Origin of the sequence: Limnospira indica PCC 8005 (assembly GCF_000973065.1) — a bacterium.
GTDB classification, from domain to species: Bacteria; Cyanobacteriota; Cyanobacteriia; order Cyanobacteriales; family Microcoleaceae; genus Limnospira; species Limnospira fusiformis.
The window spans coordinates 4,433,065-4,452,386 of sequence record NZ_FO818640.1 but is presented as its reverse complement, the minus strand read 5'-3'; the positions used below and the strand labels follow the sequence as shown (position 1 = coordinate 4,452,386).

The following is a 19,322-nucleotide window of genomic DNA, read 5'->3' as shown; positions in this document are numbered from 1 at the left end:
TTGGGACGGATAGGAAATCTACCAAAGTTATCGGAAAGTTCGTCGATCATTAGGGTGTTTTTTTCATCAGGGTGCATTTCCTTTACTCAAAATATCTATCATCATTCTACCTCAGTCTGAGAGGGTTGATCTCATGGTTCGAGGCGATTAGTTTCGATGATCCAATGTTCTCACCGGAATGCTTTTGGCTTCCGGTGCGTTTTTTTGTGTCGATTTGGGTTGCTGGGGGTTTCTTTACAAAATCTTTACAATAGGGGGCTTGACCCCTCATAGCAAAAAGGCTATATTGTGTTATGTAGATGCACCCTGATGGTAGAGAGAGCTGCTCAAGCAGTTCTCTCTTTTTTTTTGTCCCGTTTCCTGGACCGTGAGACAATACTCGTCTGGTAGGCTCAAATCTGGCGGTAAATATGGGAAAGCGAGTTCATCTCTGGGAAAGTTTGGTTAAGCACGATCGCATTAATTTGGTATTACTCCTGGTCTGGTGCGCGATCGCCTTAATTTTGCGTCTGATCAACTTAGACGCTAAACCAATCTGGAGTGATGAATTCGCGACTCTAGCCTTTAGTCTGGGTCATGGTTTCCATAGAGTCCCGTTGGATACAGCGATCGCTCCAGAATTACTGCTGTTTCCCCTACAGTTGGGGGATAATATGGCGATCGCTTCGGTTCCCGAAAGGCTATTTATTGAAAGTAACCATCCCCCCATTTACTTTATGTTGACCCATCTCTGGGTTCACTGGTGGGGAACTCCTGGGGATTTAGTCTCCATTCATATAGCCAGATCCCTTAGTGTTCTGTTTGGGGTCGCTACGGTTCCCGCTATATTTGGCTTGGGGTGGCTATGTTTTAGATCTGTACTCGTCGGACATCTGGCGGCGGGGTTGATGGCCGTTTCACCATTTGGGGTATATTTAGCCCAAGAAGCACGACACTACACTTTGGCAATGTTTTTGGCGATCGCCTCTTTCGCCTGTCTCACCGTTGCTGTTGAACGTCTCAAAGCACAAATCTCCCTCCCGGTCTGGCTAATTTTGGCGACTGTCATAGTTAATAGCCTAGGAATGGCCGTCCATTTCTTTTTTATCTTCCTGCTGATAGCGCAAGGGTTAATCGTTTTCGCATTTTGGATTCAGGATATCCGCTACGATCCTCTACGGTTTCCCAAGCTGAAACTCTGGAAAGGGTTTTATGCGATCGCATTAGGTACAGCTATAGGTGTCTTGGTATGGTTGCCGATTTTTCTGAAAATTTCCACCGGAGATAGCCAGTTAATTGCTTGGACTTCACCGAGTCGGAATCATTTTATTGATCCGATTTTTCGGCTGGTGGCTTGGGTGATTACTATGGTGATTATGTTACCCGTCGAAAAGCAACCTTTGCCGATTATTATAGTTTCTAGTGCCGTCGCTTTGCTAGTTTTATGCCTGTTAGGAAAAGTCTTAATTGATGGTTGGCACTTTGCCAGTCATAGGGAAAGAAAACTAATCAAATTTTGGCTAGGCTTTACTTTGGTGATTATGGCGATATTTATCGCGATCGCTTGGGCGATTGGTTTGGATTTAACCCTAGCAGCGCGATATCAGTTTATCTATTTTCCCGTGGTTTTACTCATCCTAGCCGCCGGGTTAGCTAAAAGTTGGGAGTTGCCCGGAAAATCTCAATGGCGACGATATGCGATCGCTTTTATCGGTTTCATGTCTTTATTGGGTGGGTTGATGGTCGTGTATAACTTAGCTTACCAAAAACCCGATCGCTCCGAACTTGTGGCTGAGGAAATATCCGCTTATTTAAGGTCAGATATTCCCACCTTAATTGCTACAGTTCATAAAAGCCATGAACAAACCGGGGAAATGATGAGCATTGCTGGGGAACTCAAAAATTTAGGGGTCCGGGAAAAATCGCCTTTCTTTCTGCTGGCACATCGCCATAATCGTGATTCTTCCACCGCTACTAATACTTTAGTGACCACCCTTAATCAATGGCCGCAACCCATGAATTTATGGCTGATTAATTTTGCCGCTGAATTTGACCATTCCGGGTCTAATTGTGAGCGAGAATTGGGGATAAAATCTCGGGTTCCTGGTTATTTCTTGCGGATGTATCGCTGTGGGTATAATGAGAGTTTATGAGCGTAAATTTCCACCGTATATATACTGATGATGTCGCGCTTTTGTGGCTATGCTCAATAATCTTCCTAAATCGGGTAATTGTGAATTGGCAATTGTGCTTTAATTTCCCTATCGGGTTTGCATCAGGGTGACAATTACAGATACTATGGTTATTTAATAACATAAGTTACAAAGACATGAAAGCAATTACTCTTCTCGGTTCTACGGGTTCTATCGGTACTCAAACTCTGGATATTGTTGCTCATCACCCCGATAAGTTTAAAATTGTGGGATTAGCCACAGGTAGTAATGTGACTCTCCTGGCGCAACAGGTGCGACAGTTTCGGCCGGAAATTGTCGCTATTTGTGACCAGAAGAAGTTGTGGGAATTGCGGGAGGCGATCGCCGATCTTGACCCCCAACCTATTATAGAAGCGGGAGAGTCTGGTATAGTCGAGGTTGCCCGCTATGGAGACTCCGAAGCTGTCGTGACTGGTATTGTTGGCTGTGCGGGATTATTGCCAACAATTGCAGCCATTCAAGCCGGTAAGGATATCGCCCTGGCTAATAAGGAAACTCTCATCGCCGGGGGACCTGTCGTCAATCCTATGATTGAGAAATATGGCGTTAAATTGTTACCCGCTGACTCCGAACATTCCGCTATTTTTCAGTGTCTGCAAGGGGTTCTGGCTGGGGGTTTACGACGGATTATTCTCACCGCTTCTGGGGGCGCTTTTCGTGATTGGCCTGTGGAAAGGCTAACCGAGGTGACAGTGGCTGATGCAACTACACATCCTAATTGGTCCATGGGGCGTAAAATTACCGTTGATTCCGCTACCATGATGAATAAGGGTCTCGAGGTGATTGAGGCTCATTTTCTCTTTGGTTTGGATTATGATCAAATTGATATTGTCATTCATCCCCAGAGTATTATTCACTCTTTGATTGAGTTGCAGGATACTTCTGTGTTGGCGCAGTTGGGTTGGCCGGATATGCGTTTACCCCTATTATATGCTCTATCTTGGCCTGAAAGAATTTATACAGATTGGGAACAGTTGGATTTGGTCAAAGCTGGTAATTTGACTTTTAAAGCACCAGATAATCAAAAATATCCTTGTATGCAGTTAGCATACGCAGCCGGACGGTCTGGGGGGTCTATGCCAGCCGTGTTAAATGCCGCTAATGAACAGGCTGTGGCTTTGTTTTTAGATGAAAAGATTAGCTTTTTGGATATTCCCAAGGTCATTGAAATGGTCTGCGCGCGCCATGAACAAGATAATTGTCAAAATCCGAGTTTGGATGATATCTTAGCCGCCGACCTATGGGCGCGTCAAGCAGTTATAGAGGCTAGTTCCAGGGTTCATCAAAAAACGGCGATCGCTTTGTAGTTGATTCTATCCCAGAAAAACCCGGTTTCTGTGTCCAGTAGGAACTAGAGAAACCGGGTCTTTTAGCTAATAATGGAGTGTTGCCCTAAGTAGTGACACCAGTTTCCGGTTCTGCTTCAGGGGTTGGGGGTTGGTAGGAATAGTATCCCGCTACTTCCTCATAAACCTTGATGTATTCCCGGGCTGAGTTTTCCCAGCTAAAGTTTTGGTGCATGGCTCGCTGTTGGAGTCGCCGCCAATGGTCTTTATAGCGGAAAGCCTCCGAAGCGCGAACCATAGAGGTAAAGAAGTCCAGAGGTTCGTAGCGGTCAAAACAGTAACCTGTGCCGCCTTCCCCTACTGGGTCGTTATGGGATACCGTATCGACTAAGCCTCCTGTACGCCGCACAATGGGAATACAGCCATAACGCATTGCTAACATTTGGCTAATTCCGCAAGGCTCAAAACGACTGGGCATAATTAAGGCATCCGCACCAGAATAAATCCGCCGTGATAGGGCATCATTAAACAGAATTTGGGTCGTCATTCTCCCCGGATAGCGGGATGCCATTTGCCACATTTGGGTTTCGTAATAGCGATCGCCTGTTCCCAGTAAAATAAATTGGGAATCAGTAAAGGACATAAACTGATCCATAATTTGAATTACTAGATCGAGTCCTTTTTGTTCCACCAGTCGTGTTACCATACCAATCAGGAAGGCACCGGAGTTAACTTCTAGTCCTAACTCTTCCTGAAGGGCAACTTTATTGGTTTTCCGTTTTTCCACGGTATCAGCATTAAAGTTTTCCACGATATAGCGATCGTTTTCCGGGTTATAAGACGACGTATCAATCCCATTAAGAATCCCCGACATTTTGCCACTTATATAGGAGAGCAAACCTTCCATGTTTTCCCCATAGCCAGCCGTTTGAATCTGACTAGCATAAGTGGGAGATACTGTAGTTACCCGGTCAGCAAATTGAACCGCTGCCGCCATGACATTATGACCTTCCATAAACCAAGGACACCAGGTAATCCGTTCCAAAAACCAGCGCCAAGGTCCTTGATAAGCTAAATTATGAATGGTAAAGATAGTACCTATATCAGGGGTTTCTTTCATCCATACGGGAATCATCCCGGTATGCCAATCATGACAGTGAACAATTTGGGGTTTCCAGTAATTCCAACAAAATTCAGCAGCCCCATTCGCAAATAGGGTGAACCGCCAATCCTCATCTTCTCCATAGTAAATCCGACGAGGCATAAACGAAGGATGTCCAAATAAATATAATGGAACATCAGTTTTGGGAAATGTCGTCTCAAAAACCGCAAATTTTTGATACATGGCGGTTCCCCACCATATAGGTTCCTTGGGTATTTTGATTTTGTCTGGTAAAAAGCCATAGTAGGGCATAAATACCCGGACATCATGGCCCATTGCCCGCAAGACCTGGGGCAAAGCACCCACGACATCCCCCATACCCCCGACTTTGGCCAGGGGTGCCGCTTCCGCCGCTACAAATAAAATTCGCATAATTGTATTTTGCGTTCCCTTAGATCGAGATGCGTAACGTGATCATACCGGAGGCCGTTGCAATATTTTTACATTTTTCCGAAAGTACCTAGAATGATCCCACCGGTCAGCCTAGAGCAAGAAGTGATCAACGTTCACACATGAATGCTCCGCCACCTGCGTTCCGCGAGGTGGGGGTGGGGACAAGGATTTATCCCTCGTGACAGGTGGCATTCTCACCGTGTTGCGGGAACTTTTGCCCGCATACACCCCTAAGTCGTTTCCGCTTCGGGCTAATGAATAGTTTTGCCCTGAGTCTGACGTTGATTAACCGACTACAGAGGACTTATAGGCCGCTTTACCTTTCTCAACCAATCGTGTCTCTGGGGAGTTCGGGTTCTATGCCCGCCCATTACCGTGCCAGTTGATTAGGGGTCGAGAGTGAAGTCACCTTCACCCCCTCCCATTCAGAACCGTGCATGAAAGTTTCCCTTCACACGGCTCCTAGTTTGATTGCTCCATTGTTAAGGACACAGCATCGGCTTCATCTAGTGCCGTTTTATCATCATGACAGTGGCGGTGCAATAGTTGAAGATTCTTGTACTCCTCTTTACCACCTTGGCTTCGAGGTACTATGTGGTCTACTTCAACTAAATCTGATGGGGTAAAGTATTGCCCACACCAGGCGCACCTACCTTTTTGCTTTTTAAGTAGTTTTGCTACCCTTGTTGGTGTATCGATTGCCTGACCTTTCCTGGTTGCCCAATAAGTCCAATTTCCGTCGTATGGTGTTGCATCCGGGCGCACTAGGGTATGTCTGACAATTGGCGTCCAGCTATGCTTGTGGAGATGTAACCCATCTTTGGTTTGGAACATCCAACTTTCTTGTCTTTCTTTCCCATTACTGAGTTTAACTTTTCCAGGTCTGAAATAATTACTCAGTTTTTCGTAGTTTGCCTTTCCGCATCTTGAGACTGTCCATGCCCTTAACATTTGCCAAATTATGTGGTCTAGCTTAGAGAAGGTTTCTATTGAAACGACCCCTGAATAGTAATTTGACCATCCCCGTATTATCGGATTTAGCTTGCTAATCAAGGCTGATTGGGGTGCTGTCTTATGTTGTTTTATTACACCCTTAATCACTTCTATCTGGGCTTTACAGCCTTTACACAAAACACACAGTACGGTATAATGTATGGCTATTGTATAAGTTATCACAACCAACTACCATGAGCTGAGCCGTTACTCTTTAGATTTTCGGAAAAAGATAGTAGAAGCCTATGAAAAAGGAGACACTTCTATCCGAAAAGTAGCGAAACGCTTTTTGGTGAGTCCAGACACGGTAAGGCGACTGGTCAAACAGTATCGATTAACGGGAGACTTATCTCCTCGTAAGTGTGGCACTAAAAAGAAAAGCATTTTATCTAAGCATGAGGAAGCCGTGATAGATATTGTAGAAGCCCACCCCGACCTGACCTTATGGCAATATAGTGATAAGCTCAGAGACAAGCTGGGCATAAATGTCAGTACGACCATGATAGATAGATTTTTAAAGCAGCACGATATAAGTCTCAAAAAAAAATATACAGGAGCGAAAAAGTAGTAACTGAAGAAGTACAGAAAGCGCGAGTAGATTATTGGTAAAGAATTAGAGATGTGGCTCCTGAAAAGCTTGTGTTTATTGATGAAAGTGGGTTATGGGTAGGGATGAGCAGACCGTTAGCCAGAGCGACGAAAGGGAAAAAAGTCTATGAACTGCGGAAATCCTATCGAGGTCAAAAAATGACAATAATTGGTGCAATTAAGCTCTCCGGAGTGGTAGCGACTCAAACATTATAAGGGTCAATGAAAAAAGAGGATTTTCTCCAATTCATCAAGTTAGATTTATTGCCAAAATTAAAAAAAGGAGATGTAGTGGTAATGGATAACTGAAATTATCATCATCGAGAAGAAGTCAAAGAAATGATAGAGTCAGTAGGAGCCAGGGTAGAATATCTGCCGGTGTATTCCCCTGAGTTTAACCCGATAGAGATGATGTGGTCACAGCTCAAAAGTTTAGTGTGCAAGTTCAGGACGGAGACCATGGAATTATTAGTGAGATTGGTAGAAGTGGCGGTAAGCCTTGTGGATTTACAGTGTTTGAATAACTGGTTTACCAAGTGTTGTTACTGTGCTTAATGATTGAGATAAAGGCTGTAACTGCCTTCTTACTGGGTTTGATGTGGGTTAAAAAGGTTTTCCTTGTGTCCCTATTTATCTTCCCCACTCTATGTTTTCCTGCTGGGTATTGCCTAATATTGAATCCCAAGAAATCGAAACCCGGTTCTTCTGTTTTCCCTTCATATTGTATGGGGTTAAGTGTATGACACACTCTGGTCTTTTCCGGTTTAATCTCTAATCCTATAGGTTTTAACCAACGGGAAATAGCAGTTTTGCACTGTTCAATGATGTCCAGTGACGGTGATATCACTACAAAATCATCAGCGTATCTTATGAGGGTGGCTTTAACTTTACCCCCACTTGCTTTTGGATACATTGTTTCAATTAACCTAGCCATTCCATCCAGTGCAATGTTGGCGAGTATTGGACTTATTACCCCTCCTTGTGGTGTCCCGGCTTCTGTATCCTCGAATACGCCATTGTCTAGCACTCCTGCTTTTAACCATTGTTTCAGGTCGCGTTTAATTACGCTAGGACAATGAATTTTGGACAGTAGGTAATCATGGTTTATTCGGTCGAAGCATTTCGCTATATCCGCATCAAGGACATAGTATTGACCCTGATTTATGGCCGTGTATATTCTACCAATCGCGTCATGGGCTGACCTGCCTGGTCTGAACCCGTAGCTTGTGCCTTCAAATCTCCCTTCCCATTCGGGTTCGAGAGCCGATTTCACCAAGGCTTGCCTGGCTCTATCTTGGATTGTGGGTATCCCTAGAGGACGTTTCTCATCCCTTCCAGGTTTTGGAATCCACACCCTTCGTAGTGGTTTTGTTTTGAGGTTTCCCTTGATTTTCTCAGCCATTTCTAACCTTTGCTTAGGGGATATTACGACCATCCCATCTACTCCAGCCGTCTTTTTGCCTTGATTGTCTTGGGTCACCCGTCGCACCGCTAAGAGCCGGGCATAATATGATTTCACCAATAGACGTTGCCACCTTCTAACCTTCGCGTCCTGTCCCGATTTAGCTGCTTGGAATATCCTCTTTTGGAGCTTAAAGACGTATCGCTGAACCTTAGTCCAGTTGATACTTCTCCATACAAACGCACGTCTTGATTGGTCTGGTTTTCCCAAATCCGTTCTTTAAACTCGATTTCGTCATATTAACCCTTAATCGACTCTATCCTTGCAATCAAACCGTGACCCGTTGGCATATCCCGTCCATTACAGCCGGGCGTTAGCTTCTGGTCACATCTCATATCAAGTTCGCTTAATCGGTTATAATATCAGTGACCAATGCCAAACTTGCGTTATGCCCAGACGAATTAGTATAGCTCCCCACTTAAGTACCGAAGAACTTGGCCGGGCTGATCACCAAGCCCAAGAGGGCTTGGAAAGTCGCCAATATCAAATTATTTGGTTGTTGGCTAAGGGGAAGACCACGGAGGAAGTCCAAGAAATTACGGGCTACAGTCGCATCTGGATTTATGAATTGGTAAAGAGATACAACCAATTGGGATTAAAAGGGCTGGGTGCGCGCCGAAAAGGAAATCCCGGACATCCACCGTTAATTGATGATGTGACTCAAGCTCAGTTATGGCAAGCCCTGCAAGGAACAGCGCCGGATGGGGGACTGTGGAACGGTCGCCAGGTGGCAGACTGGTTGACAGGAGTAACTGGACGAAAAATTAGCCGACAAAGGGGATGGGAGATTCTGCGACAAATGACATTTCGGCTTCGTGTACCGAGACCGGCTCACATCGAAAGTGACGAAGACGAGCAGCAAGCCTGGAAAAAAAACTGGTAACGGAGTTAGAGGGACTTCGCCGGAGATACCCTGATGCACAGGTGCAATTGTGGAGCGAAGATGAGATGAACACCGTCTGGGACTCAAACCGGTGATGCGACGTATTTATGTAGCGGAAGATTGTCAACCACTCGCCCATATTAATTGGAAATTCGAGTGGTTATGGCTATATGGTTTTGTGAGACCGGAAACGGGAGAGACTTATTGGTGGATTATACCTTACGTCAATACAACTCTATTTAGTCGAGTGTTACAGGAGTTTGCTGCCGAATTTAAATTAGGTCCAAATCAACACATTATGTTAGTGGTTGATCAAGCCGGATGGCATATCAGTAAGAATCTGAAAGTACCCGAAGGACTGCATTTAATGTTTCTACCGTCCCATTCCCCGGAACTACAACCAGCAGAAAGACTGTGGCCTCTGGTAGATGAACCCATTGCCAATCGTTCATTTGAGAATCTTGATCAGCTAGAGGAACTCTTGTGTGCTCGCTGCCGAAGTTTGTGGAAACAGCGCGAATTAATTCGAGGCTTGACCAGTTTTCATTGGTGGCCTCAAACCGAGACTTTACTATAATTGATTATCCGGACTTGATATGAGTTGTGGTTGGAGTTCATCTTAATTCCAACATTGAAGCCAGGTCAGACTCTAGTATTGGACAATGCAACGTTTCATAAAGGGGGGCGGATTGCTGAACTGGTGGAGGCAGCTCAATGCCGTTTACTCTATCTACCACCTTATTCGCCAGACCTCAACAAGATAGAGAAATGTTGGTCGTGGCTGAAAGCCCGTATTCGCCACTTCATTGAGCAGTTTGATTCTCTCCATGATGCCATGGATTCCGTTCTCAAAGCTGCGTCCTAACCACCTTGACTAATGCTATAGCTCACCCTGCCCTGCCTCTTCCCTGATTTGAGGGCATGGAAGCGTTGTCCTTCCTGGCAGTAACCATAAGGATAATCGGAGTCTTGACTATTCATGCCAGCTTCATCGAGGTAAACCAACCCTTCCGGCTCCATCTGTTCAATCTGAGCCATAAACTCCTCTCGCTGTTGCTTCCAACGTTCTTGGTAGCCGTAAGTTTTTTTTTCTGGTGAAGCCAATTTTCTTCAAGGCTCTGGATATGGTGCGAGGAGAGATGTCGTCATCCCAAAGTTCAGCCATCTGAGCGGAGGTTTTGTGGCCATGCTCTTGGGCAAAAGCCTTGAATTTTTGCAAGTCGGTAATTTTGTGGTTATTGCCAGGTGGGTGATTAGGTTGAGGGAGGAAGTCTCCGGTCTGTGCTTTTCTTTGCAGCCAGAGATTAATGGTGTTCCGGCTGACATGGAAAAGTTGACTGGCTTATGTTTTGGGCATACCGTCTAGTTCAATGGCATCAATAACTTTTTGTCTGAGGTCGTAACTATAGGGGGCTGGCATTTTTGGTCTTCTTAGTCATCTCGTCCTCTCCATTATACGTCCTAAGTGTTCTGTCTTGTGCTATATCTCGCCACGCTAACCCTCAACCCCCCGAGAACCGCCCTAGGGGAAAAAGCCCAAAAATTATCAATCATAGGGTCTGGGAAATGTCCCCCTTTATCCACAGGGCTAAGTCGGGAGGATAGCCCAAAATATTCCGTAACCAGGATAACTGCTACAACTACCAGGAGAAATTATGTCCGATATAACTAAAGAAGAAATGCGCGAAAAATTAGCTAATATTGAGCAAATTCGCGATATTATTTTTGGTTCTAATATCCGGGAGTTTAATAACCGCTTCGAGAAAATGGAGTCGGATTTATCTAGGCTTCAGCAAGAATTTCATGATTATGCGCAACAGCTAAAAAGTGTTTTTTCGACTGACATTAGGGCGACTAACGAAGCCTTTGATAAAAAGTTTAAATCTCTAAGTACAGAGAGTAAAGAAGAAGCCACGGAACTGCGACAGCATCTTGAGAGAATCAATCGTAAGTTTTCTAACAGTATTGAATCTTTGGATCAATCTCTGGATACTCAAACTAACCTGCTCCGTGATGAATTCAACCAAACTAGCAAACTAGAGATAGGTTGCAAGAAGACTTTAGGAATTTAACAAGTGAGGTATTTTAACAACTTTATCAACGTTTGTCGATGAGGGGAAATGACAAAGTTTCTAAACATGATATGGCATAAATACTGTGGGAAATGGGGATGAAGCTAAAGGGGACGGAGTTTGTGCCACAGCTTCAAGATGCGGCGGATACTAATATGTATACTGATATTTAATTGCTGGAATCTAATGATAATTACAGCCTTTATCTCAATCATTAAGCACAGTAACAACACTTGGTAAACCAGTTATTCAAACACTGTAAATCCACAAGGCTTACCGCCACTTCTACCAATCTCACTAATAATTCCATGGTCTCCGTCCTGAACTTGCACACTCAACTTTTGAGCTGTGACCACATCATCTCTATCGGGTTAAACTCAGGGGAATACACCGGCAGATATTCTACCCTGGCTCCTACTGACTCTATCATTTCTTTGACTTCTTCTCGATGATGAGAATTTCAGTTATCCATTACCACTACATCTCCTTTTTTTAATTTTGGCAATAAATCTAACTTGATGAATTGGAGAAAATCCTCTTTTTTCATTGACCCTTATAATGTTTGAGTCGCCACCACTCCGGAGAGCTTAATTGCACCAATTATTGTCATTTTTTGACCTCGATAGGATTTCCGCAGTTCATAGACTTTTTTCCCTTTCGTCGCTCTGGCTAACGGTCTGCTCATCCCTACCCATAACCCACTTTCATCAATAAACACAAGCTTTTCAGGAGCCACATCTCTAATTCTTTACCAATAATCTACTCGCGCTTTCTGTACTTCTTCTGTTACTACTTTTTCGCTCCTGTATGTTTTTTTTGAGACTTATATCGTGCTGCTTTAAAAATCTATCTATCATGGTCGTACTGACATTTATGCCCAGCTTGTCTCTGAGCTTATCACTATATTGCCATAAGGTCAGGTCGGGGTGGGCTTCTACAATATCTATCACGGCTTCCTCATGCTTAGATAAAATGCTTTTCTTTTTAGTGCCACACTTACGAGGAGATAAGTCTCCCGTTAATCGATACTGTTTGACCAGTCGCCTTACCGTGTCTGGACTCACCAAAAAGCGTTTCGCTACTTTTCGGATAGAAGTGTCTCCTTTTTCATAGGCTTCTACTATCTTTTTCCGAAAATCTAAAGAGTAACGGCTCATGGTAGTTGGTTGTGATAACTTATACAATAGCCATACATTATACCGTACTTTGTGTTTTGTGTAAAGGCTGTAATCGGGTAATTAATCAGTATTGCTGATTGAATTTTAACGGATTTTGGGGTGAGGTTGGTTTGGTTATACTGTTACTAAGGGTGCGAAACGTTCAGGCATCAAATAGGGCTGCAATGCCCGAAATGACTGCCTGGTAGGGATTTCAACCCTTTGGTTGAATATAAGGAGCGTACTCCTGACCATCCCTATAACTGTTTATATGTCCCAAAGCGAAAGCAAGGCAGGGAACTCAAGGTCAATTCCACAAAGAAAATCGCAATACTCAATTATATAACATGGAGGATTAAAACCACTTGGGCGATTGTGGAAAAGAGTAACGGCGATAGCCACCCCCAGATTCAGGAATCATACCCCGTCAGATTGAAGCGGGGAACGGAAGGCGTGAGGGAAAACCTATTCCCAAAATTCCGACCACTGCCAACCATCCATGACTAAGGAAATCTGAATGTCCGACTTGAACCATCGTCAACAGCAGGCAGCGAAATAGGTTGATACACTGCGCTCAAAAGAGTAAGGGGAAAAGTAGGAGGCTCTTTGAACTACCTACACAGACCTTTAAAAGTACCCCGGTGGAAAGGACAAGTCTAAAGATGGAATGCCCATATAAACGGAACGTTTTAACCCCTTCTAGGCTCTGACAATCTGGTCGAGAAAGTCAGTAGTGAAAGTGTAAGCGCAAGCCTATTAGGGGGTGAGATGTGACCAGAAGCCAAAGCCATACTGTAATGGTAAGGATATGCTAACGGGTCACGGTTTGATTGTAAAGAATAGAGTCTAGTAGGAGTTACTATGACGAAAGCGAGTTTAAAGAAAGGATTTGAGAAATCAAAACCAATCAAGACGTGCGTTTGTATGGAAACAAATCCCATGGGCGAAAGTCCAGAGGAAAGTTTTCAAGCTCCAAAAGAGGATATTTCAAGCAGCTAAATCGGGACAGGACGCGAAGGCAAGAAGGTGGCAACGTCTATTGGTGAAGTCATATTATGCCCGACTCTTAGCAGTGCGGCGAGTGACTCAAGATAATCAAGGCAAGAAAACAGCCGGAGTCGATGGAATGAAAGCAATTTCGCCAAGACAAAGGTTTGAACTTGTTAAGAACCTAAGTACAGGACAAAAGTTGTAGAGCCTGGTGAAACCGCCCTGAAAACAAAGGCAGATTAGAGAAAGTGCGGCGTAGAAAATCGAAGCCAGTGCGGAAAAGACTCTGGGAGCGTCGTCCGTGAGCCTTCAAAGGAATGGGTGAACCTTGGTGAATCCACAAACCCACCTTCATAGCCCAAGTAAAAGCCAGGCTAAGCAAAGCCAATAAACGGCTCAAGCGCTCAGGGTCCTTAAAGTGAGTCGATTCGAGACAGAAGCCCCGAGTCTTCAAGGCTCCGAAGAGGTTTTCAATACCCCAACGCCGAGCATAGTCGGGGAGGGCCGTTTCGGGGCAAGCGTTAGTGATGAGAATCAACAACTCCCCCGAATCAGCCAGACGAGAGCCAATGACGTAAACCTGCCGTCCCCAAACCCAACGGCGACCCGAAAGCTGGCGAAATTCTCCGGGTCGCAGAGAATCAAACATTCGTTCGCCACTACGCCGAGTTCCTCCTAACTTAGGACTAATCAGCTCGCTGTGGCGGATGCGTAGGCGGAAAGGAACCTCGGGGTCGATGAGAAGATACGAGAGCCAATCTCGCCCCACAAATTCCCGGTCAGCGGTCAGACAAGCCACCTCCACGTCAGGAAATAGTGCCTCGAAGCGGTCGAATAAGTCCATGCGTTCGCCACTGTTGCTATTGCCCTTTTTGTCAAGCATCGTCCACAGCAGGGGAAAGGCAATCCCCTCGTGGACGACTGCCAACATCAAGATGTTGAAATGGGTTTGACCGAAAGACCAACAGGTGCGGTCGAGACTAAGAGTCCAAGGTTGGGGAATGTCAATGAGGCTAACGACGAAACGGGCAATCTCTGCCCGGTCAAATTTGAATTGCCGAAAAAAACGTTGTAATCGCTGGTAATTTGAGGAAATTTGCACAGGATTTGCGAATACAGTCGCTATTTCCATCAGATTAACCGTCTTTGTTTGGAATAGCGCCATCAGGAACAGGCAGACAAAGTTTAATCTCGCCCCGTGCCAGGGCAAGTGAGGGCGCAAAGTGTCTCGTAATCGGTTAAGCTCGTTCATGAGAGGGAAGTTTGGTTTGTGGTAATTCCGATGTAACCCTCTCACCCCAACTTGGCGCTACCCCCCCACCCCTCGACTTTCACCTCAGCCCGGAGCGCCCCCTTCAGAATTTTCGGCTAGATTCCCTTTTGGCTAAGACTTTCAGCTTTTTTATCCTGTACTGAGATGTTGCCATAATGTGAGTCCATCCTTAGTCTGGAACAACCAAGATTCATGCCTTTCTTTCCCATTACTAAGTCTAACCGTTCCATGACTGAAATAGTTTCTTAGCTTCTTGTAACTTGTCTTTCCGCATCTTGATACTGTCCATGCCCTTAACATTAACCAGACTGTGTGGTCTAGCTTAACGAAGGTCTCTGATGAGACTACCGCTGAATAATAGTTTGACCATCCCCTTATGATTGGGTTTAGTTTGCTTATCAGGGCTGATTGGGGTGCGGTTTTAAGATGTTTTATTGCATCCTTAATCACTTCTGTGTGGGCTTTAACTGCTTTGTTGCTGGGTTTGATGTGAGTTTTGTGACCGATTGGACGGCTTGCTGCTCCACCAGTTTTCCCAGTTTTATATTTTCCTGCAGGATATTGCCTAATATTGAATCCTAGAAAATCAAATCCGGGTTCTTCAAGTTTTCCATCATATTCAATAGGATTGAGTGTATGACAGATTCGAGTTTTTCCCGGTTTAATCTCTAACCCAATAGGTTTTAACCATTCAGAAATAGCAATCTTGCACTGTTCAATAATCTCTAGTGATGGTGATATCACTACAAAATCATCGGCATATCTTATTACGGTGGCTTTAATTTTAACCCCTTTTACTTTTGGATACGTTGTTTCAATTAATCTAGCCATGCCATCCAGTGCAATGTTGGCGAGTATTGGACTTATTACCCCTCCTTGAGGTGTCCCTGTTTCAGTATCCTCAAATACACCGTTATCTAGTACACCTGCTTTGAGCCATTGTTTTAGGTCTCTTTTCAGGCTGCTTGGACAATGAATTTTGGACAGTAGGTAATCATGGTTCACGGTAAGAGCATTTTGCTATATCTGCGTCCAATACATAATAACTACTATGCTTAATACATAGATAGATTCGTTCTATTGCATCTTGGGCAGACCGACCAGGTCGGAACCCATAGCTTGTGTCTTCAAATCTCGATTCCCATTCAGGTTCGAGAGCCGATTTAACCAAGGCTTGCCTTGCTCTATCTTGGATTGTAGGAATGCCTATTCCAGCTTTTTTCATCCCTACCAGGTTTTGGTATCCATACTCTCCTAAGTGCTTTTGCTTTGAGGTTTCCTTTAATGTTCTTAACCTAAGTACAGGACAAAAGTTGTAGAGCCTGGTGAAACCGCCCTGAAAACAAAGGCAGATTAGAGAAAGTGCGGCGTAGAAAATCGAAGCCAGTGCGGAAAAGACTCTGGGAGCGTCGTCCGTGAGCCTTCAAAGGAATGGGTGAACCTTGGTGAATCCACAAACCCACCTTCATAGCCCAAGTAAAAGCCAGGCTAAGCAAAGCCAATAAACGGCTCAAGCGCTCAGGGTCCTTAAAGTGAGTCGATTCGAGACAGAAGCCCCGAGTCTTCAAGGCTCCGAAGAGGTTTTCAATACCCCAACGCCGAGCATAGTCGGGGAGGGCCGTTTCGGGGCAAGCGTTAGTGATGATAATCAACAACTCCCCCGAATCAGCCAGACGAGAGCCAATGACGTAAACCTGCCGTCCCCAAACCCAACGGCGACCCGAAAGCTGGCGAAATTCTCCGGGTCGCAGAGAATCAAACATTCGTTCGCCGCTACGCCGAGTTCCTCCTATAGCATTAGTCAAGGTGGTTAGGACGCAGCTTTGAGAACGGAATCCATGGCATCATGGAGAGAATCAAACTGCTCAATGCAGTGGCGAATGCGGGCTTTCAACCACGACCAACATTTCTCTATCTTGTTGAGGTCTGGCGAATAAGGGTGGTAGATAGAGCAAACGGCATTGAGCCGCCTCCACTAGCTCAGGAATCCGTCCCCCTTTATGAAACGTTGCATTGTCTAGCACTAGAGTCTGACCTGGCTTCAGTGTTGGAATTAAGATGAACTCCAACCACAACTCAAACACTGTCCGATTACAACAACCCTCAAAGGTAAAGGGGGCTAAGAGTTGTTGATGACACCATGCCACAATCATGCTCACCCTGCCCTGCCTCTTCCCGGATTTGAGGACATGGAAGCGTTGTCCTTGCTCACAGTAACCATAAGGATAATCCGAGTCTTGACTATTGATGCCAGCTTCATCGAGGTAAACCAACCCTTCCGGCTCCATCTGTTCAATCTGAGCCATAAACTCCTCTCGCTGTTGCTCATCACGTTCTTGGTAGCCGTAAGTTTTTTTTCTGGTGAAGCCAATTTTCTTCAAGGCTCTGGATATGGTGCGAGGAGAGATGTCGTCATCCCAAAGTTGAGCCATTTGAGCGGAGGTTTTGTGGCCATGCTCTTGGGCAAAAGCCTTGAATTTTTGCCAGTCGGTAATTTTGTGGTTATTGCCAGGTGGGTGATTAGGTTTAGGGAGGAAGTCTCCGGTCTGTGCTTTTCTTTGCAGCCAGAGATTAATGGTGTTCCGGCTGACATGGAAAACTTGACTGGCTTCTGTTTTGGGCATACCGTCTAGTTCAATTGCATCAATAACTTTTTGTCTGAGGTCGTAACTATAGGGGGCTGGCATTTTGGGTCTTCTTAGTCATCTCGTCCTCTCCATTATACGTCCTAACTTTCCTGTCTTGTGCTATAACTTAGGACTAATCAGCTCGCTGTGGCGGATGCGTAGGCGGAAAGGAACCTCGGGGTCGATGAGAAGATACGAGAGCCAATCTCGCCCCACAAATTCCCGGTCAGCGGTCAGACAAGCCACCTCCACGTCAGGAAATAGTGCCTCGAAGCGGTCGAATAAGTCCATGCGTTCGCCACTGTTGCTATTGCCCTTTTTGTCAAGCATCGTCCACAGCAGGGGAAAGGCAATCCCCTCGTGGACGACTGCCAACATCAAGATGTTGAAATGGGTTTGACCGAAAGACCAACAGGTGCGGTCGAGACTAAGAGTCCAAGGTTGGGGAATGTCAATGAGGCTAACGACGAAACGGGCAATCTCTGCCCGGTCAAATTTGAATTGCCGAAAAAAACGTTGTAATCGCTTGTATAGCACAAGACAGAAAAGTTAGGACGTATAATGGCAAGGATATCTACAGAAGACCCAAAATGCCAGCCCCCTACAGTTACGACCTTAGACAAAAAGTTATTAATGCAATTGAACTAGACGGTATACCCAAAACCGAAGCCAGTCAAGTTTTCCATGTCAGCAGGAACACCATCAATCTCTGGCTGCAAAGAAAAGAACACACCGGCGACTTCCTCCCTAAACCTAATCGCCCACCTGGTCATAGCCACCAAATTACCGACTGGCACAAATTCAAGGCTTTTGCCCAAGAGCATGGCCACAAAACCTCCGCTCAAATGGCTCAACTTTGGGATGACGACATCTCTCCTCGCACCATATCCAGAGCCTTGAAGAAAATTGGCTTCACCAGAAAAAAAACTTACGGCTACCAAGAACGTTGGAAGCAACAGCGAGAGGAGTTTATGGCTCAGATTGAACAGATGGAGCCGGAAGGGTTGGTTTACCTCGATGAAGCTGGCATGAATAGTCAAGACTCGGATTATCCTTATGGTTACTGCCAGGAAGGACAACGCTTCGGTGCCCTCAAATCCGGGAAGAGGCAGGGCAGGGGTGAGCTATATAGCCGCATGGTGTGATCAACAACTCTTAGCTCCCTTTAGCTTTGAGGGTTGTTGTAATCGGACAGTGTTTGAGTTGTGGTTGGAGTTCATCTTAATTCCAACATTGAAGCCAGGTCAGACTCTAGTATTGGACAATGCAACGTTTCATAAAGGGGGACGGATTGCTGAACTGGTGGAGGCAGCTCAATGCCGTTTACTCTATCTTCCGCCTTATTCGCCAGACCTCAACAAGATAGAGAAATGTTGGTCGTGGTTGAAAGCCCGCATTCGCCATTGTATTGAGCAGTTTGATTCTCTCCATGATGCCATGGATTCTGTTCTCAAGGCTGCGTCCTAACCGTATTGACTAGTGCTATAATTTGAGGAAATTTGCACAGGATTTGCGAATACAGTCGCTATTTCCATCAGATTAACCGTCTTTGTTTGGAATAGCGCCATCAGGAACAGGCAGACAAAGTTTAATCTCGCCCCGTGCCAGGGCAAGTGAGGGCGCAAAGTGTCTCGTAATCGGTTAAGCTCGTTCATGAGAGGGAAGTTTGGTTTGTGGTAATTCCGATCTAACCCTCTCACCCCAACTTGGCGCTACCCCCCCACCCCTCGACTTTCACCTCAGCCCGGAGCGCCCCCTTCAGAATTTTCGGCTAGATTCCCTTTTCGCTAATACTTTCAGCTTTTTTGTCCTGTACTGAGTGGCAACATAATTGGACTCCGATTGTCAGACACACCCTGATACGCCCTGACGCAACACCATATGACGGAAATTGGACTTACTGGGCAACTAGGAAAGGACAAGCAATTGACACGCCAAATAGGGTAGCAAAACTACTCAAAAAGCAAAAAGGCAGATGTACCTGGTGCGGACAGTATTTTGCACCATCGGATTTAATTGAAGTAGACCACATTGTACCTCGAAGCTTAGGCGGAAAGGATGAATACAAAAATCTTCAACTACTACATCGCCACACCCACGATGATAAGACGGCATTAGATAATGTCAACGCTGTATCCCTAACAATGGAGCAATCAAATTAGGAGCCGTATGAGGTGAAAGTCTCAAGTACGGTTTTGTATGGGAGGGGGAGATGGCGACATCTCTCTCGACCCCTACTTGACT

Annotated in this window: 8 protein-coding genes and 12 pseudogenes; 9 read left to right on the top strand and 11 right to left on the bottom strand. The window is 45.3% G+C overall.

All coding sequences use genetic code 11. The annotated features are described in order from the left end of the window. The first annotated feature begins 410 nt into the window (after window positions 1-410). Both XZ46_RS19460 and dxr read left to right on the top strand, forming a co-directional pair. Window positions 411-2,132, top strand: coding sequence for a glycosyltransferase family 39 protein (locus XZ46_RS19460; RefSeq protein ID WP_006624137.1), 1,722 nt, complete (start codon window positions 411-413; stop codon window positions 2,130-2,132). 176 nt (window positions 2,133-2,308) lie between these two features. Next, a complete protein-coding gene (dxr, locus tag XZ46_RS19455; protein ID WP_006624138.1) occupies window positions 2,309-3,499 on the top strand; it encodes a 1-deoxy-D-xylulose-5-phosphate reductoisomerase in 1,191 nt (396 codons plus the stop codon). Between the two features lie 85 nt (window positions 3,500-3,584). Here dxr and glgA read toward each other — a convergent pair whose 3' ends face one another. Further along, on the bottom strand, window positions 3,585-5,012 hold the full coding sequence (gene glgA, locus XZ46_RS19450) for a glycogen synthase GlgA (RefSeq protein ID WP_006617251.1): 1,428 nt from the start codon (window positions 5,010-5,012) through the stop codon (window positions 3,585-3,587). Between the two features lie 483 nt (window positions 5,013-5,495). Continuing rightward, window positions 5,496-6,158, bottom strand: a pseudogene (locus XZ46_RS19445) (group II intron maturase-specific domain-containing protein); the annotation flags it as partial. 67 nt (window positions 6,159-6,225) lie between these two features. Between XZ46_RS19445 and XZ46_RS33035 the strand changes: the two are divergent. Continuing rightward, window positions 6,226-7,169 (top strand): annotated as a pseudogene (locus XZ46_RS33035) (IS630-like element ISAtsp7 family transposase). On the opposite strand, the pseudogene XZ46_RS19425 reads toward XZ46_RS33035, so the two are convergent. After that, window positions 7,165-8,314 (bottom strand): annotated as a pseudogene (locus XZ46_RS19425) (reverse transcriptase domain-containing protein); the annotation flags it as partial. The pseudogenes XZ46_RS33035 and XZ46_RS19425 overlap by 5 nt on opposite strands. A 150-nt stretch (window positions 8,315-8,464) precedes the next feature. Between XZ46_RS19425 and XZ46_RS33030 the strand changes: the two are divergent. Both XZ46_RS33030 and XZ46_RS19410 read left to right on the top strand, forming a co-directional pair. Continuing rightward, window positions 8,465-9,536 (top strand): annotated as a pseudogene (locus XZ46_RS33030) (IS630-like element ISAtsp4 family transposase). Between the two features lie 18 nt (window positions 9,537-9,554). Continuing rightward, window positions 9,555-9,824, top strand: a pseudogene (locus XZ46_RS19410) (transposase); the annotation flags it as partial. A 20-nt stretch (window positions 9,825-9,844) separates the two neighbouring features. Here the strand turns inward: XZ46_RS19410 and XZ46_RS30385 are convergent. Next, window positions 9,845-10,379, bottom strand: a pseudogene (locus XZ46_RS30385) (IS630 transposase-related protein); the annotation flags it as partial. Window positions 10,380-10,614: 235 nt separating this feature from the next. Between XZ46_RS30385 and XZ46_RS19395 the strand changes: the two are divergent. Then, window positions 10,615-11,031, top strand: a complete 417-nt coding sequence (locus tag XZ46_RS19395; RefSeq protein WP_006669234.1) for a hypothetical protein — start codon at window positions 10,615-10,617, stop codon at window positions 11,029-11,031. A gap of 214 nt (window positions 11,032-11,245) precedes the next feature. Here the strand turns inward: XZ46_RS19395 and XZ46_RS33025 are convergent. After that, window positions 11,246-12,188: pseudogene (locus XZ46_RS33025) on the bottom strand (IS630-like element ISAtsp7 family transposase). Between the two features lie 889 nt (window positions 12,189-13,077). Here XZ46_RS33025 and XZ46_RS19375 point away from each other — a divergent pair. Further along, on the top strand, window positions 13,078-13,383 hold the full coding sequence (locus tag XZ46_RS19375) for a reverse transcriptase N-terminal domain-containing protein (protein ID WP_039932918.1): 306 nt from the start codon (window positions 13,078-13,080) through the stop codon (window positions 13,381-13,383). Here the strand turns inward: XZ46_RS19375 and XZ46_RS19370 are convergent. The 5 genes and pseudogenes from XZ46_RS19370 to XZ46_RS19345 form a co-directional block, all read right to left on the bottom strand. Beyond that, complete coding sequence (locus tag XZ46_RS19370) at window positions 13,360-14,430, bottom strand: IS4-like element ISAtsp3 family transposase (protein ID WP_006669216.1); 1,071 nt, start codon at window positions 14,428-14,430, stop codon at window positions 13,360-13,362. The two genes, XZ46_RS19375 and XZ46_RS19370, sit on opposite strands and share 24 nt — an antisense overlap. Before the next feature lie 165 nt (window positions 14,431-14,595). Beyond that, window positions 14,596-15,746, bottom strand: a pseudogene (locus XZ46_RS37395) (reverse transcriptase domain-containing protein); the annotation flags it as partial. Further along, window positions 15,747-16,244: pseudogene (locus XZ46_RS19355) on the bottom strand (IS4-like element ISAtsp3 family transposase); the annotation flags it as partial. A gap of 17 nt (window positions 16,245-16,261) precedes the next feature. Then, window positions 16,262-17,138 (bottom strand): IS630 family transposase gene (locus XZ46_RS19350; protein WP_006669238.1). Its coding sequence is split into 2 segments (ribosomal slippage): window positions 16,262-16,390 and window positions 16,392-17,138, totalling 876 coding nucleotides; the frame shifts between segments, so codons are not numbered across the junction. 63 nt (window positions 17,139-17,201) lie between these two features. Continuing rightward, window positions 17,202-17,609, bottom strand: a pseudogene (locus XZ46_RS19345) (transposase family protein); the annotation flags it as partial. A 59-nt stretch (window positions 17,610-17,668) separates the two neighbouring features. On the opposite strand from XZ46_RS19345, the gene XZ46_RS19340 reads away from it, so the two are divergent. After that, window positions 17,669-18,545, top strand: a protein-coding gene (locus XZ46_RS19340) for an IS630 family transposase (protein ID WP_006669240.1) whose coding sequence is annotated in 2 segments (ribosomal slippage) — window positions 17,669-18,196 and window positions 18,198-18,545 — 876 coding nt in all. Because the reading frame shifts where the segments join, the coding sequence is not laid out codon by codon here. A 5-nt stretch (window positions 18,546-18,550) separates the two neighbouring features. Here XZ46_RS19340 and XZ46_RS34610 read toward each other — a convergent pair. Continuing rightward, window positions 18,551-18,733, bottom strand: a pseudogene (locus XZ46_RS34610) (IS4 family transposase); the annotation flags it as partial. Between the two features lie 165 nt (window positions 18,734-18,898). Here XZ46_RS34610 and XZ46_RS30370 point away from each other — a divergent pair. Next, window positions 18,899-19,240 (top strand): annotated as a pseudogene (locus XZ46_RS30370) (HNH endonuclease); the annotation flags it as partial. Between the last annotated feature and the right edge of the window lie 82 nt (window positions 19,241-19,322).

Bases quoted from the DNA above. Each gene is read 5' to 3' on its own strand.
- XZ46_RS19460 (WP_006624137.1), top strand. From the start codon at position 411: ATGGGAAAGCGAGTTCATCTCTGGGAAAGTTTGGTTAAGCACGATCGC.
- dxr (WP_006624138.1), top strand. From the start codon at position 2,309: ATGAAAGCAATTACTCTTCTCGGTTCTACGGGTTCTATCGGTACTCAA.
- glgA (WP_006617251.1), bottom strand. From the start codon at position 5,012: ATGCGAATTTTATTTGTAGCGGCGGAAGCGGCACCCCTGGCCAAAGTC.
- XZ46_RS19395 (WP_006669234.1), top strand. From the start codon at position 10,615: ATGTCCGATATAACTAAAGAAGAAATGCGCGAAAAATTAGCTAATATT.
- XZ46_RS19370 (WP_006669216.1), bottom strand. From the start codon at position 14,430: ATGAACGAGCTTAACCGATTACGAGACACTTTGCGCCCTCACTTGCCC.